Raw genomic sequence first — 16,182 nt, forward strand, 5'->3', positions numbered from 1 at the left:
ACTAAATAATTTTACTCCGCCTTTTTATAAGCTTCCTTCAACCATTCAATTAATTCACCATCAACCTGGCTGGCATCAGTGAGTTGAACTCTATGTGTGCACATGCTACCAAATGGTCCAGATGATTCTAGCCGGTCTGTAGTTGGTTTATCTTTTATTTTCAGTCCTAGGTCTATTCTTGTTTTGGTTGCAGGTTTTATAAGTGCAAATTGTTTTTTTCGAATAATACTTACTGTAGTTTTCTTTGGGGTAATGGTAACATCGTCACCAAATGTTTTTACCGTTTTTAAAAGCGCTTCGTAAATAGGAGTTAAATTTTCCTTCCCTTTATATTGCTGGGCTACTAAATCGGCAGGAGAATTATTTTCTTCTTTTGATAAAGAGACAATAGTATTTGCAAATCCGTGTGTTACACCGTGCTCTTTCTTTAGAAAACTAACTCCTTCAGAATGTTTAGCAAAAGATTTTGTTTTCAAAATGGACTTCCATTCGCTTAAAGATTTCCCAGTTTTCTCGGGCATATTATCAATCATGGTCTGTAGTGCTTTGTCCATATTTTTAGAGTTTGGTATGATAATAAATTTACAAAAAATAAAATGTTTATCGTGTGTCGCTACCAATTCTTCTTTCTTAATCCATTGCCCTATCCAAAGAAAAACCAACAATTCTAAGTTTACTTTAGGAATCTCTCAATAAAATTGGCTGCAACTCTTTTATATATAAAAATTTGGCGATTAAGCAATTGTGTGTTCTTTTTGCTGTTATTAGTGCTTATATTAGTTAGTACTGAAATCCCACTGTATTATGGCATTAAAAGTTGCAATCAAGCACAAGACAAAATATATCTATGATAGAAGTATAAATCTATCTCCTCACATATTCCGGTTAAGACCTGCGCCACATAGTAGAACACCAATTGAGGCGTACTCTATAAAGATCAAACCAGAAAATCATTTTTTTAATTGGCAGCAAGATCCTTTTGGGAACTATATGGCACGTATTGTTTTCCCAGATAAGACAACCGAGCTTTCTGTCGATGTTGAAATCATTGCAGATTTAAAGACGATTAACCCGTTCGACTTTTTTGTTGAAGAAGCTAGTGAAGAATTTCCTTTTAAGTATTCTGAAGAAGCTAAAAAAGAACTTTTACCATATTTAGAGAAAGTAGAAAGTGGTCCGTTATTAAAAAAATGGGTCGATGATATAGACTTGACTCCGCAACGAAGTATCGATTTTTTAATAGGTCTCAATAGTAAATTATACAATTACTTGGATTATACATTACGTATGGAACCTGGTGTACAGACCTGTGAAGAAACCTTAGAAGCCAAATTAGGTTCATGTAGGGATTTTGCTTGGTTGTTGGTACAAACCCTTCGTCATTTAGGATTGGCGGCACGTTTTGTATCGGGTTATTTAGTGCAATTGAAATCAGATGAAAAATCATTGGACGGTCCGTCAGGTCCTGAAGAAGATTTTACAGATTTACATGCTTGGACAGAAGTATATTTGCCAGGAGCGGGATGGATAGGTTTAGATGCTACATCCGGACTTTTTACTGGCGAGGGACATATTCCGTTAGCATGTACGCCTTCATATGAAAGTGCGGCACCTGTAAGCGGATTTAGTGATTTTGCGGAAACCACATTTGAGTTTGAAAATTCGGTTACTAGAATATTTGAATCGCCTCGAGTAACAAAACCATACACAGAAGAGCAGTGGAATGCTATATATAATCTTGGTTTTAAAGTAGAAGAAGAATTACAGGCTAATGATGTTCGCTTGACCATGGGTGGTGAGCCAACTTTTGTTTCTATAGATGATATGGAATCTGAAGAGTGGAATACCGCTGCAGATGGTCAGCATAAAAGAGAATTGGCAAGTAAATTGTCTATACGTTTATTAGAGGTTTTTGGAAAGGGCGGATTGCTACATCATGCACAAGGTAAATGGTACCCTGGTGAAGCATTACCTCGTTGGTTGATTGGTATTCACTGGAGAAAAGATGGAAAACCAATTTGGAACGATCCAAGCTTATTGGCATCTTTTTCTCAGGAATATAAAATGCCCAGAAACATTACAAAGAGATTTTTAAAGACCTTAGGTGGTTATTTAGGTTGTAAGACAAATAGTGTAATACCGGCTTATGAAGATGCATTTTACTTTTTATGGGAAGAGGGGAAATTACCTATAGATGTAAATCCTAAAAAATATAATAAAGATGATAGCCATCTAAGAAGAAAATTAGGGGAGATTTTAGAAAAGGGAATAGGAGAAGCCGTTGGTCATGTATACCCGTTGACCAAAAAGAACAATAAATGGTTGACCAACAAGTGGAAATTTAGAAATAAGCACTTGTTGTTAACTCCAGGAAATTCTGCCATTGGTCTACGATTACCATTGGCAGCATTACCTAAAGATCCCCCGATTCCGTCAGAGCCAACTGCAGAACCAGAGCTGTTTGAGAAAACGCCGGATTTACCTACACCGGGTAGTGCTTTGGAGAAACGAATGAAATTAAAATCGGCATCGCACCCTAGAAAACATCCGTATGTGCGTACTGCTATTTGTGCAGAAGTTCGTGAGAATAAATTGTTCTTATATCTACCGCCATTAGATAGTGCCGAAGACTTTTTAGATTTGGTATCAAGTATAGAAGCTACGGCCAAAGAATTGAACGTTCCGGTTATTTTAGAAGGGTACGAGCCCCCAAGAGATAACAGATTAGAAGTATTGAAGGTTACTCCTGATCCAGGGGTGATCGAGGTAAATGTGCATCCGGCCAAAAACTGGCAAGAACTTACCGATAATACGTTAACCTTATATGCCGAAGCGAAACAAGCACGTTTAGGTACAGAGAAATTTATGTTAGATGGCAAGCACACCGGTACAGGTGGCGGTAACCATGTAACTTTGGGCGGCGTAACTCCGGCAGATAGTCCGCTGTTACGTAATCCGCAATTACTACGAAGCTTGTTGACCTTTTGGCAGCATCACCCAGGATTGTCCTATTTATTTTCAGGTGCCTTTATAGGACCAACGAGTCAGGCACCACGTGTAGATGAGGCAAGATTAGAGAATCTGTATGAACTGGAAATCGCTTTTTCTCAAATACCCGATGATGAAGAAGTGCCATTCTGGATCACGGATCGATTATTTAGACATTTGTTGACAGATATCACAGGAAATACCCATAGGGCAGAATTCTGTATTGATAAATTATATTCGCCAGATTCATCTTCTGGGCGTTTGGGTATTTTAGAGCTACGAGCTTTTGATATGCCGCCACATGCGCAAATGAGCTTAATGCAAATGTTATTGGTGCGCACGCTGGTATCTTGGTTCTGGAAAAAACCGTATAAGCATAAGTTGGTACGTTGGGGTACAGAGTTGCATGATAAATTCTTGTTGGAGCATTATGTAAAAGAAGATATTAAAGATATTGTAGAACAGTTGAACGAAGCGGGCTATCCGTTCAAGTTAGACTGGTTTGATCCATTTTTTGAATTCCGCTTTCCACTTTACGGTATGGTAGATGTTAACTCCATTCAAATGGAATTACGAATGGCTATAGAACCATGGAATGTACTTGGTGAAGAAATGACAGGTGGTGGTACATCAAGGTATGTAGATTCTTCTTTAGAACGTGTACAGGTGAAAGTCAATAATTTCAATAACAAACGTTACACATTAACTTGTAACGGTGTAAAGATCGAGCTAAGTTCTACAGGAACTAAAGGGGAATATGTAGCGGGAGTTCGTTTTAAAGCTTGGGAACCATGGTCGGCCTTACACCCCACAATTGGTGTAGATACTCCTTTAGTTTTTGATATTGTTGATGATTGGAACGATAAGTCAATTGGCGGTTGTACCTATTTTGTAGCACACCCAGGTGGTCGCTCTTATGATACCTACCCGGTAAATAGTTTAGAGGCAGAATCAAGAAGAATAAATAGATTTTGGGATATTGGCATGACACAAGATGAGGTTACTCCTACAGAATTGGTCGCTTCAACAAATTTTACGGGTAGAATGGTAGAACCTAAGAAAGGTTCAAATACATTTGCATACAAAGAGATGCCTGTGAATCCTGAATATCCACATGTGACGGATTTACGTAAGAAGTAAATGAAGAGGTAATGCCAACAACAAAAACAAACTGGTTCAATAATTATAGTACCCAACGCGGCAATGATGAAATGTATGCGCTGAACAATGGTATGAAACCATATTGGACGAAATTATTAAACGGTTTTGATTCTTTAGGAGTCACCGGAATAACCGCTAGACAAAAAGATATTGACTGGTTACTGTCAGAAAATGGGGTAACCTATAATGTGTATAATGACCCTAAAGGAATGCATAGGCCGTGGAATCTAAATGTGATTCCGTTTATGTTGCACCAAGATGAATGGACAAAAGTTGAAGAAGGACTAAAGCAAAGAGCAGAACTACTTAATTTAGTTTTAAAAGATGTTTATGGGGAACGTAAACTCATAAAAAATGGAATAGTCCCTTTTGAGGTCATTTATGGGCATCGTGGTTTTCTAAGACAATGTACAGATATGGAGCTTCAGTTAGAGAAGTACTTATCCATATATGCGGCAGATCTATGCCGTGGTACAGATGGGCGATTGTGGGTTGTAAATGACCGTACAGAAGCACCTTCAGGTATGGGTTATGCATTGGAGAACAGATCTACTACTAGTAGAATTTTACCCGATATGTATGCAGAAATGAAGGTGAAGCGCTTGTCGGGCTTTTTTCAAGAGTTCAATCAAATGCTTATTGATGCTGCACCTGGTAAAAAGGAGAACCCTAATATTGTTATTCTTACGCCCGGTTCACATAACGAAACCTATTTTGAACACGCTTATATGGCTTCGTTTTTAGGTTATCCGTTAGTGCAGGGTAATGATTTGGTGGTACGTGATGGCTTTCTTTGGATGAAATCACTACAAGGCTTAAAGCAGATAGATGTTGTATTACGAAGAGTAGATGATGCTTTTACGGATCCATTAGAACTTCGTGAAGATTCACATTTAGGGGTAGCGGGATTGTTGGATGTTGTAAGAAGAAAAAACGTCGCCGTTATTAACCCAATAGGAAGCGGAGTAATAGAAAATCCTGGTTTAATTCCATTTATGCCGGCAATTGCCAAGTATTTCATGGATGAGGATTTGAAATTACCGCAAATAGCATCTTGGTGGTGTGGGCAAGAGAAAGAAAGAAATTATGTACTTGAGAATATATCAAAATTAGTAATCAAAAGAATAGATCGTACCAACAGGGAGAGTATCTATTTTGGCGAGCAAATGAGTGAAGAAGAACTAGCTGATCTTATAAAGGTTATTCTAGAACGCCCGTATAGATTTGTAGCCCAAGAACGCATTAATTTTTCTACCGCGCCTAATTTCAGCGAAAAAGAATTACAACCTAGAAATGTAGTGGCCAGAGCATTTTGCATTGCCTCAAAAGAACAATATGCAGTTATGCCGGGTGGCTTGGTAAGAGTAGCTCCAGATGGCGAAACCGTAAGAGTGTCTAACCAAAGAGGTGGTACTAGTAAGGATTTTTGGATTTTAGATCATGCGGATATTAAAGAGGATAAAAATAGAAACTGGCAACAAAAGTCATCTATTGCTATTTCTGGTCTAGATGATTTACCTAGTCTAACGGCAGAGAATTTATATTGGGCAGGTCGTTATGTTGGTCGTACGCTAGTTAACGCAAGATTTCTACGTACCGTTATGCGCCAAATGGCCATAGATCAAAAAAGAGCGGAAAAACCAGATTCAGAAAAGTTAACGGTACTTTTTAAAGCTGTTACGCAATTGACAGGTACGTACCCAGGATTCATAGGCAAGGATAAGGACGGTAAGTTGGCAATGGACAATCCGTATGAAGAAATGTTATCCGTTATTTTAGATAAAAATAGAATAGGTAGTTTGGCACATACCATAAACATGTTCAGTAATTCCTACTACTCCATACGTAACCTATGGTCTTCGGATATGTGGCGCGTATTTGAAAATATTCAGAAAATATGGAATTCACTGGTAGAAGGTGAAGATCATTCCATTAATAAAATACTTAAGGTTTTAAATCAATTAATTACACGCCTAATAGCGTTTATGGGGTTAATTGAAGAAAGTATTATGGTGCAACAAGGTTTACTATTATACTTTATTGGGCTGCAATTAGAGCAAAGTACCTTGAATATTACCAAATGTAGGGCTTTATTGACCATAAAGTATGATGAGCAAGTAGAGTACGATCTGCTTGAGTATTTATTGACCAGTCATGAAAGTTTAAATATATATAGGTACAGTTACCGTTCTCATATAGAGTTGGCACATGTGTTAGATTTGGTGGTGTTCGATCTTGATTACGCCCGTTCATTGACTTTTATGATCAACCGTATTCAGAAAGATATAGCGCGGTTACCACATTCTAAATACGATCATCAATTAAATAATTACCAAAAGAATATTTTTGAGGCATTCTCTAAGTTAAGATTGGCGGATTCAACAAAATTGGCAAAGACCAACTCAGAAACCGATTTTAAACGAGAAGATTTAGATACACTACTAAAAGAACTTTCAGATTTGTTGTACAAAGCATCGCAATCGATCTCAAATACCTATTTCAATCATACAGACAAACAGACCCAATTGTTTACACAGTCTTTTCCTATTTGATTATGATATTCAATGTTACACATATTACCAAGTACGATTACAATGCCCCAGTGAGTTATTGTCATAATATTGCAACGCTTCGTCCTAGGGAATCTAAAGGGCAAGAGTTGATAGTATATAGTATTGATATTTCACCCGAACCCGCGGAAATAAGTGAACGCAAAGATTTCTTTGGAAATTATATAACGCGTTTTTCTATACAGACAGAGCATAAAACTTTGAAAGTTACTACTAAGAGTAAGATTAATAGGGAATATGCCAAATTTCATGAATCTTTCAATAGCGATGCCTGTAAAAGCATTACCATGAACGATGCACTTGCTGCATTGAACTGCATGCATCCAGAAATATTGGAGGCCAAGCAATATGTATTAGAGTCCATTTTTATAAAAAGAACAGACAAGGCTATACGTGATTACGCGGAGTTATCCTTTAAAGGAAATAGATCTGTTTTTGATGCGGCTTATGAATTGATGCAACGTATTTATACCGATTTTGATTTTGATTCGGAATTCTCAACGATTTCAACACCAATAGAAGAGGTAATGAAAGAGAAAAAAGGTGTGTGTCAAGATTTTGCCCAAATCGCCATTGCTTGTATACGTTCTGTTGGTTTGCCTGCTAGATATATTAGTGGGTATATAGAAACACTACCTGCACCAGGTAAGGAGAAATTAGTGGGTGCAGATGCCTCTCATGCATGGTTTGCCATTTATATACCCGGTTTTGGTTGGGTAGACTTTGATCCAACAAATAATCAGATACCAAAAGACCAACATATAGTAGTGGGTTGGGGTAGGGATTACTATGACGTTCCACCTTTAAAAGGTGTTGTTTATGGTAGTGGTCAGAGTAAATTGAATGTCTCTGTAGATATTGCTGCAGAGGTATAACGAAACTTAAGGCTTAGTTTATAAATAGGCCATACCCACCAAATCGGTTAGTTCCCCCGAAATACCTCATCAGTAGGATGGCCATAGCATTAATATTATAGTTATTGAATAGTGTTTAATTTTAAGTATGGCAAACCTAATACCATTTAAAAGAATATGATTACGGTTTTCCGTAACGGTGGCTATTATCTTTAAATAAGTCCTAAATCTTTTACAATGGCCACAAGATGTATGGCATTGTTGGCGTTGAATTGTACTCGTAATTTATTTAAACGCTTTTCAATAGAACTTAGGCTTGCAGGCGAAATGTTCTCTTTTCTATATAAAGCACTGATTTCATCTTGAGATAAACCTTTGCTAAGATTATCTAATAATGAAATGTCATAATCGTCTATTTCAAGTTCATTTTCACTACTGAATGCATTAGAAACTTCTGGCGATAAGAATTTTTCATCTTTAGCTACCTCGCTAATTGCCTGCGTAAGGTTTTTGAGGCCGTTTCTACTCTTGCAGACATATGCATCTATATCGTGTTGATTAAAGAGTGTACGTACCGCCTGCAGTCGATCTTCGACCGAGTAGACAATTACCTTTAAATTAGGGAATTCAGATTTTAGTTTTTCAACCAATGAATGTCCAGATGGGTAGGTTTGTGATCTGTGATCTACTTTAAATGAAAGATCAGATATGACCAAGTCAAATGGTACATTATCAAGATCGGCACTTTTAATTTTTAAATACGCATCATCACAATACTGCACTTGATCTATTTGTGTAACTCCCAATTCGGTCAGTAAAGAAAACACACCTTTGTTAATGTCTTCCATATCCTCCGCGATTAAAACTTTTTTGAACATGCCTTAAATTATTATTGATGCCTTAAAGCCATCACCTTGCTTAGATTCAAAATTAATAGTTCCATTTATAGAAGCGATACGGGATTCCGTATGTTGCAGCCCATTTTTTTTAAAAAGATCACATCCAACGCCATTATCCTTATAATTAATGTGCATTTTAGAACCTTCTTTTTCAAATATTAAAGTCACGAATGTTGCTTGGCTATGTTTTCTCATATTGGTCATGAGTTCTTGTAACACCCTGTAAATAGTAGTTTTTTTAAGTTCGGGAACGGTATCCCAAGGCATTTTGGAAAGGTTTCTGGTGATTACTTTTACCTTATCGTTCTTATATCCTAAGAGTAAATCATTTAATTGTAATCCAAAATCTTCATTAAGGTCAATTGCGCTATTTTCTCTAGAAATATCTCTGGTTTTGGTATAAATTTTTTCCATTTCGTCCAAAATAGTACCGTCAACACCTAAATTATTCTCAAGAGAAGTCATCACTTTATACATATCGTTCGCTACTTCGTCATGTACTTTTTTAGCAATTCTAGTTTCTGTTTTATAGATTTCTTCAATTTTGGCTTTGCGGTATCTGTTGCGATAGATAAAGTAAGAACCAACTAAGATTAGAAAAATGATGAATGCCAGAGCTTGGTAAGCCAGTCGTTTACGAGATTCTATCTCTTGTAGAAGAATACTGGCCTGGGTTTTCTTTTGTTCTTCGGCAACATTGTATTTTAGAAATGCATTTTTGTTTTCCGCTATTTGTTTGGCATTGGTAATACTATCTGTCAGTTTTTTATATTGATGAACCAACGGATTTTTGTTCATGGTCATAAGGGTGGAAATAGCATCTAATTTAAAAGAGCTACTATTTATTTTGTCTGATAATGCAAGCGCTTCTTTGGCATGTTCAACGGCTTTTGCAGTATCTTTTCTATCCAAATAAAATTCAGCTAAATGGGTGTTGCTTGAATGTTGCCCAATGAAATCATTATTGTTTTTACGAAGATGTAGAGCATACATTAAATTTTGTAAGCCCTCGGGTAGATTTAATTTTGATTGTACATGACCCAAATTGTCGGCGACTAATGAAATTTGTTCTTCATCTTTTAGTTCTGAACGTTTAGCAAAAAGAAAAGAGTGAATATTAAGAGCGCTTTTATAATCGTGTAAATCCTTATAAATATTGGCTTTGTTATTAAGAATGACAACACTGTCTTTTAACTTGTCTGCTATTTCTAAAGCTTTGTCAAAGGTTTTTATGGCTTCAGTAGGGTTGTTCGATGTTCTGTAAATTCGCCCTAATTGATTGTATAACCCAACTCTAGAATTAATCAAGGTGTCTTTGGTAGACATAGATTCAATTAAGTTTAAAGCTTCTACGACATGGTTTTCACTACTAAAGTTATTTCCTATTTTAAATTCAGCAATCGATAGCAATCTTAAATCATAAATAGCATTTAGGGTATCGTTTAACTCTAGGTCTATTTCTTTTTTCTTGGTATAATAATATATGCCAGAAGGTAAATCTTGCGGGTTGGTAGGTTGTAATATAGCCTTTCTGAATATGCGTGAACTATCGGTAAAGCTTTGTGCACTTAACTTAGATAAGGAGCAAAAGATAAATATAGTACAGGTGAATAGATGTAGAAAAACTGAAAATTTGTGGTATTTCATTCCTCTAATGTATAAACATTTTATGTATTTAATTTTTTGATGTAGACAAAAGTCGTTACAATTTTAATTAGAAAGGTTGGTCTATTTTGCTATTGTTTTCTAGTCGTAATGGTTTCAAGTGTTGAGGTTAATGGCATTATACGGTTGTCGATTAATTAATAAGGTATAATTATTAAAATTAAAACTTACTTTAAGCTCATAAAGAACTTTTTTATATATTATCTTCTTTTTAAAATACCGATAGCCAAAATGACCTTATTCGATAAAATTATTAGTTTAAGAAATATCAATACTTTTTCTAAGCACGAACAACTGGTTAACGGTATTATACAGGCTATCGATGAAGCTATAGTAAAGCGGGGCGACAAGTTGCCATCCATAAACCAAATGGTTTCGCAATTGGGTTTTGCAAGACAAACTATTGTTAAGGCTTATGAAGAGCTTAAGGATCGTGGTTTAGTAGAGTCAAAGAAATTGAAAGGGTACTTTGTAGTCAGCAATGAGACCAAGGTGGTATTAAAGGTGGCATTGATAATGTTCTCTTTTCAGCGATTTCAACAAGACTTTTATGATTCGTTTCGAAAAGGATTGGGTAAAAAATATCAAATAGATGTATTCTTTCATCATAATAACTTAGAAATATTTAATAGCATATTTCAAAATATTCAGGGTAAATATGGCATGTATGTTATTGCCCCTATACAAGACCCTGGTTTACGTCAGGTATTAGCATCTATACCACCTTCCAATTTATTGATAATCGATAGGTATATTGAACTTGATAATTCGTACTCTTATATCTCACAAGAATTTGAAGAGTCAACATATTCCAAATTAATAGAATTACTGCCAGAGATTACTAAGTACAAAAAGTTCATACTGTTTTTTAAGGAAGATGCAGATTATCCCATTGGTATATTAAATGCCTTTAATAGGTTTTGTAAAGATTATGAAATAGAATCATCTGTAGTAAGCAAGTATAAATCGCAATCTATTAAGAAAGGGAACTTGTACTTTTTTGTGAGTGACACTTACATTTGGGATGTTCTAAAAGATGTTAGAAATAGTGAATATATTGTAGGTAAGGAAATCGGAATCTTATCGCATAATGATCATGTAGTAAAAGAAATAGTTTTCGGAGGTATTACCACCATTTCAACAGACTTCAAAGAAATGGGAAAGAAGGCGGCCGCCCATATTAAGAATCAAGAAGAAACAAAGATTATCATGCCTTCCAATCTAATTAAAAGGAATTCTCTTTAGTCTTTAAACAATTCGTTTTTGTCCCGTATTATCATATGTGTATTATTGAAGCATATATCTTGTCATATATTAAATTTTAACTTAATATTTTGATATTATGCAAAAATATCTATATTTGCATAATAGCATAGACTGGCATAGTACAATTTTATGTCATTGCGTTAAATTAACTAACAAACAAAAGATTATTAATTAACATTGATTTTATGATGGGAAAAACACTCAAACAAATTTTTGGTTTGGCATTTGCGCTACTGGGTAGTTTTGCATTTGCTCAAACTACGCAGGTCTCAGGTACGGTCTCGGATGTAGACGGACCATTACCTGGTGTTAACATTGTAGTAAAAGGAACTACAAATGGGGTAACAACCGATTTTGACGGAAACTATACAATTTCTGATGTAGTAGATGAAAGTGTATTGGTTTATAGCTATATAGGCTATGCGAAGCAAGAAATTGCCGTTCAAGGGCAGTCTACGATAAATGTTACTATGGAGTCAGATGCTCAAGCATTATCAGAAGTGGTATTGATTGGTTATGGTACTTCAAATAAAAGAGAGCTTACAGGTTCCGTAGCGACCATTAAGAAGGGTGCAATTGTAAATGTTGTAGCAAGTAACCCTACAACTGCGCTTCAAGGTAAGTTATCTGGTATTCAGGTAGAGAGTTTTGGTGGTCAACCAGGGGGTTCTGCCAATGTATTTATTAGAGGGGTAAACTCTTTAAGTAATGCAGATCCTTTATATATCGTAGATGGTTTGTTCGTGGACAATATGGATTATGTAAATCCGCAAGATATTGAAGATATATCTATATTAAAAGATGCTGCGGCAGCTTCAATATATGGTTCTAGGGCTGCCAATGGTGTAGTTTTGATAAAAACGAGCCACGGTCGTAAAAATAGAGCGGTAGAGGTAAAATTGAATACCAGAATAGGATTTGATTCTCCAAGTAAAAAATTAGATTACATCAATGGTCAGCAATACACAGATTATTTAAATCAAAGATTTGCCAATGACGGTGAGTCTACTACTGTTGCCTATAACGGTGTAAATACAGATTGGCAGAGCGAATCTTTAAGCTCTGGTATTGTTGAGGATCTTGGGTTTTCAATTTCAGGTGGAGGAGAAAACACATCTTACTATGCTTCTGGAAACTATTTTAATCAAGATGGTATTTTGGTAGGTTCTGGCTTCAAGAGAATTAACATGAGGTTCAATAGTAGGTCTGAGTTCGGTAGATTTACCTTAGCTCAATCATTAGGTATTGCCGAAGGTAAATTACAAGAAAACAACTGGTATGGTTGGGATGGTGCATCGGTACCGACATTGGCATTTAGAAATGCGGCTAACGATGGTGGTTTTGAAGCACCGTCATTACCGATTCATGGTCCTGGTGGTATAAACCAGTATGGTTTGGCAAGTTTGGAGAATAATTTAGAGACGACAAGAACTATTTTCGGTAATGCAAAGTTAGATTATGAGATTGTAGATGGTTTAAAAGCTTCTTTGAATTTCGGTGTTGATTATACCAACAGAAACAGCTTTCAATTTACGCCAACATACTTTATGAGTAATATTGATGCGGTACTGAACGTAAACGCAGAAAATGATTTAACTGATTATAGACAAGAAGATGTAAATGTTCTTGTAGAGCCAACTTTGGCTTACGACAAAGAATTTGGTGTGCATAAGCTAGGTGCGGTTGCAGGTTTTACTTATTTTAAAGAAACACAAAAAGGTAATGGTGTGTTTGGTCAAGGTACACCATCTAATGTTATACGTAATGTTGGTGCGTTACCATCTACTGAGCAATTGGTATTATTGGGTAATAACAATACCGCAGCGTTACAGTCTTATTTTGGTCGTGTAAACTATGGTTATGATAGTAAGTATTTATTTTCGGCAACATTAAGAAGAGATGCTTCTTCGCGTTTTGCGCCAGATAATAGAGTAGGTTATTTTCCTTCGTTCTCTGCAGGGTGGAATATTAGTGATGAAGACTTCTGGAAATCAGAAACCATCAACTATTTTAAATTAAGGGCTTCTTATGGTGTACTTGGTTCATATCCTGATACTTTTTATCCAACGCAAGCAACTTTCCAGGCAAATCAATCCAATACTTCCTTTGGTGGCGGTTTGGCAACAGGTTTGGCACAAACAACTTTGGCAGATCCAAACTTGGTGTGGGAGACATCAAAAACATTTGATATCGGTTTCGATATAGCTTTCATGAATAATAAGATGAATTTTACAATGGATTATTATTCAAAGAACATAGAAGATGTATTGGTAGCTATAAACGTGCCATCTACAAGTGGTGTTAGTTTACCTGTTACCAGAAATGCCGGTACGCTTGTTAATAACGGTTTGGAATGGGATTTGACCTACCGTAAAAACGAAGGGGATTTCACTTATACCGTTGGTACAAACTTCTCGTTCAACCTTAAAAGTGAAGCAGGCGATGTGCCGAATCCAATATTAGGTCCTGCAATTGATGAAGATTTGCGTGTAGTAAACAGAACAACGGCAGGTGAGCCTATTGGTGCTTTCTACGGTTACGTAGTTGAGGATAAAGTTGATCCCGCGACAGGAGATTTCGTAAGGGTAGATGTAAATGGCGATGGTGCTATTACCGCAGACGATATTACCAATATTGGTGATCCTACTCCAGATTTTACGTATGGTTTAAATGTAAATGCCGATTATAAAAATTTCGATTTCGCACTTAGTTTCAATGGTGTACAAGGCAATGAAATTTATAATTTAAGTAGGTATTATAGCATTTTATGGCAAGATGGTGGTAAGCTTACCGATGTATTGAATTCATGGACACCTTCTAATACAGATACCAATATACCAAGAGCTTCGATTTCTGATGCTGCAGGTAACAAGGCACCTTCTTCATTCTTCGTAGAAGACGGTTCGTATTTTAGATTGAAAAATTTAGATATCGGATATAATTTTAGAGATGGCTTTGCTGGTTTAGACTGGGTAAAAGATGTTCGTTTATCATTGAATGTGCAAAACGTATTCGTAATTACCGGTTACAGCGGTTACGATCCAGATGTTTCTTCAACAAATGGGGGTAGAGCAAATAGAAATTCTGGTGTACCAGGGTTAAGAGATAGAGTAAATCCATTATTAGGTAGAGGTTTGGATGCAAGAGCGTATCCAAATGCAAGAACGATCATGTTTGGTGTACAAGCTACTTTCTAATCATAAAATTTAAAACAATGAAAAATATTTTTAAATCAAAAAACTTAGCCCTAGCGCTATCGAGTATTGTTTTATTAGGTTCGTGTTCAGATGAACTTTTAGATCAAGAAAATAACAACGCGACTTCTACTGCCAATTTTGGTACTTCAATTGCACAGGTAGAGTCTGCGGTAAACGGGGCATTTCACCCAATTACAGATACTTTTTTCTGGGGTAGAATTGTACATACAGGTGCTTTGTTGCGTTCAGATGAGTTTAACGTATTTCCGTTTGGTAGCAATACGGCAATGTCAACGCTACAAGGTAACCCAGGTGATAGATGGGCAACAGAACCTTTTCAGCAATTGTATAAATCTATTGCGCGTTGTAATAATATCATCACTAACGTAAACGAAGAAGGTATAACAGATACTGAGATTAGAAATAATCTTGTGGGTCAAGCCTATTTTTTAAGAGCGTTCGATTACTGGTATTTATTGAATTTATATGGTAGTGTGCCATTAATAACAGAACTACCTGATTTAGATAATCTATTAGTGGATCAAGCAGCTCCTGAAACTATTTGGGCACAGATTATTGCCGATTTGGAGATGGCAGAGCAAATGCTTCCAGAATCTTGGGGCGGAGATAACTTGGGTAGACCTACTTCTGGTGCTGCAACGGCGTTAAAAGGAAAAAGTTATTTATATATGAAAGAGTATCCATTGGCAATAGAGGCATTACAGAGCTTGGTGGGTAGATACAGTTTGTTGCCTTCAGCGCAATATGCCGATAACTTTACTACTACGAACGAGAATAATCAAGAGTCTATTTTCGAGCTTCAGTTTTTAGGTCAGACTACCTTTATTTGGGGTACTGATATACCTGGTACAGGTACTATGGGTAATTATCATATTGATTATGCGCCACCGACAAAATCTCCTGATCAAAGTCATGTAGTAAATCCTTGGTTAAAAGATTTATTTGAATCTAACGGCGATGTAGTTCGTAGAAATGAAACATTGGTGTACGATTATCCTGGTGCTATGGGTTATGGTGGCACAGATTATTTGACCGATTTTGAAGGTGATATTACTGTAGCGAATGATGCGGATGTAGAACCTATATTTTCAAAAAAATATGCAGGTTTGGACTTAGGCACAAGAGATCAAGTAGATTTCTTAGGTACAAATGTGGGTAACAATTGGAGAATTATTAGATATGCAGATGTTTTATTGATGCTTGCAGAAGCTTTAAATGAAAACAATCAACCTGCTCTTGCAGCACCTTTCGTAGATGAAGTTAGATTAAGAGCTGGTATATCTACTATTTCCGATTTAAATTTAAGTCAGGCAGATATGCGTCAAGCAATTATCGATGAACGTGCTATGGAGTTGGCGGGTGAAGGTCATCGTTTCTTTGATCTAGTACGATGGGGCCTTGCAGATGATTATTTAGGTGCAAGTTCATTACATGGTGCACACCCTAAGTCTTTAAGTGGTGGTGTGTTCGAAACAGGTAAGCATGAATTGATATGGATTCCTAGTTCAGAGTTAGATGCTAATCCTAATTTAGTACAAAACCCAGGATATTAAAGTTTTGT

9 protein-coding genes are annotated in these 16,182 nt (G+C 36.3%); 6 read left to right on the top strand and 3 right to left on the bottom strand.

Annotated elements, in window-relative coordinates; genetic code table 11:
* Nucleotides 1–11: 11 nt before the first annotated feature.
* Nucleotides 12–554, bottom strand: coding sequence for a DUF4287 domain-containing protein (locus SJY30_RS17160; protein WP_396633335.1), 543 nt, complete (start codon nucleotides 552–554; stop codon nucleotides 12–14).
* Nucleotides 555–804: 250 nt separating this feature from the next.
* Between SJY30_RS17160 and SJY30_RS17165 the strand changes: the two genes are divergently transcribed.
* The 3 genes from SJY30_RS17165 to SJY30_RS17175 are packed head-to-tail and all read left to right on the top strand — an operon-like array spanning nucleotide 805 to nucleotide 7,594.
* On the top strand, nucleotides 805–4,128 hold the full coding sequence (locus tag SJY30_RS17165; RefSeq protein WP_396633336.1) for a DUF2126 domain-containing protein: 3,324 nt from the start codon (nucleotides 805–807) through the stop codon (nucleotides 4,126–4,128).
* A gap of 11 nt (nucleotides 4,129–4,139) precedes the next feature.
* Nucleotides 4,140–6,701: a circularly permuted type 2 ATP-grasp protein gene (locus tag SJY30_RS17170; protein WP_396633337.1), complete on the top strand. Its 2,562-nt coding sequence runs from the start codon at nucleotides 4,140–4,142 to the stop codon at nucleotides 6,699–6,701.
* Nucleotides 6,702–6,703: 2 nt separating this feature from the next.
* The gene (locus tag SJY30_RS17175; protein WP_396633338.1) at nucleotides 6,704–7,594 is read left to right on the top strand and encodes a transglutaminase N-terminal domain-containing protein; all 891 of its coding nucleotides are present in this window, start codon (nucleotides 6,704–6,706) and stop codon (nucleotides 7,592–7,594) included.
* A gap of 191 nt (nucleotides 7,595–7,785) precedes the next feature.
* Here SJY30_RS17175 and SJY30_RS17180 read toward each other — a convergent pair whose 3' ends face one another.
* Both SJY30_RS17180 and SJY30_RS17185 read right to left on the bottom strand, forming a co-directional pair.
* Nucleotides 7,786–8,421 carry a response regulator gene (locus SJY30_RS17180; protein WP_396633339.1) on the bottom strand — a complete coding sequence of 212 codons (636 nt, stop codon included), beginning with the start codon at nucleotides 8,419–8,421 and terminating at the stop codon, nucleotides 7,786–7,788.
* A gap of 33 nt (nucleotides 8,422–8,454) precedes the next feature.
* A complete protein-coding gene (locus SJY30_RS17185) occupies nucleotides 8,455–10,119 on the bottom strand; it encodes a tetratricopeptide repeat protein (RefSeq protein ID WP_396633340.1) in 1,665 nt (554 codons plus the stop codon).
* A 249-nt stretch (nucleotides 10,120–10,368) separates the two neighbouring features.
* On the opposite strand from SJY30_RS17185, the gene SJY30_RS17190 reads away from it, so the two are divergent.
* From SJY30_RS17190 to SJY30_RS17200, 3 genes are all read left to right on the top strand, one after another.
* Nucleotides 10,369–11,382, top strand: a complete 1,014-nt coding sequence (locus SJY30_RS17190) for a GntR family transcriptional regulator (protein ID WP_396633341.1) — start codon at nucleotides 10,369–10,371, stop codon at nucleotides 11,380–11,382.
* A 206-nt stretch (nucleotides 11,383–11,588) separates the two neighbouring features.
* The gene (locus tag SJY30_RS17195) at nucleotides 11,589–14,600 is read left to right on the top strand and encodes a SusC/RagA family TonB-linked outer membrane protein (RefSeq protein WP_396633342.1); all 3,012 of its coding nucleotides are present in this window, start codon (nucleotides 11,589–11,591) and stop codon (nucleotides 14,598–14,600) included.
* A gap of 17 nt (nucleotides 14,601–14,617) precedes the next feature.
* On the top strand, nucleotides 14,618–16,174 hold the full coding sequence (locus SJY30_RS17200; protein WP_396633343.1) for a RagB/SusD family nutrient uptake outer membrane protein: 1,557 nt from the start codon (nucleotides 14,618–14,620) through the stop codon (nucleotides 16,172–16,174).
* Nucleotides 16,175–16,182 lie beyond the last annotated feature (8 nt).

This window comes from Maribacter sp. R86514, assembly GCF_044597005.1.
Classification (GTDB): domain Bacteria; phylum Bacteroidota; class Bacteroidia; order Flavobacteriales; family Flavobacteriaceae; genus Maribacter.

Excerpts from the sequence above, each read along its gene's own strand:
- SJY30_RS17175 (WP_396633338.1), top strand. The coding sequence starts at position 6,704 with ATGATATTCAATGTTACACATATTACCAAGTACGATTACAATGCCCCA.
- SJY30_RS17160 (WP_396633335.1), bottom strand. The coding sequence starts at position 554 with ATGGACAAAGCACTACAGACCATGATTGATAATATGCCCGAGAAAACT.
- SJY30_RS17195 (WP_396633342.1), top strand. The coding sequence starts at position 11,589 with ATGATGGGAAAAACACTCAAACAAATTTTTGGTTTGGCATTTGCGCTA.
- SJY30_RS17170 (WP_396633337.1), top strand. The coding sequence starts at position 4,140 with ATGCCAACAACAAAAACAAACTGGTTCAATAATTATAGTACCCAACGC.
- SJY30_RS17200 (WP_396633343.1), top strand. The coding sequence starts at position 14,618 with ATGAAAAATATTTTTAAATCAAAAAACTTAGCCCTAGCGCTATCGAGT.
- SJY30_RS17190 (WP_396633341.1), top strand. The coding sequence starts at position 10,369 with ATGACCTTATTCGATAAAATTATTAGTTTAAGAAATATCAATACTTTT.
- SJY30_RS17165 (WP_396633336.1), top strand. The coding sequence starts at position 805 with ATGGCATTAAAAGTTGCAATCAAGCACAAGACAAAATATATCTATGAT.
- SJY30_RS17180 (WP_396633339.1), bottom strand. The coding sequence starts at position 8,421 with ATGGAAGACATTAACAAAGGTGTGTTTTCTTTACTGACCGAATTGGGA.
- SJY30_RS17185 (WP_396633340.1), bottom strand. The coding sequence starts at position 10,119 with ATGAAATACCACAAATTTTCAGTTTTTCTACATCTATTCACCTGTACT.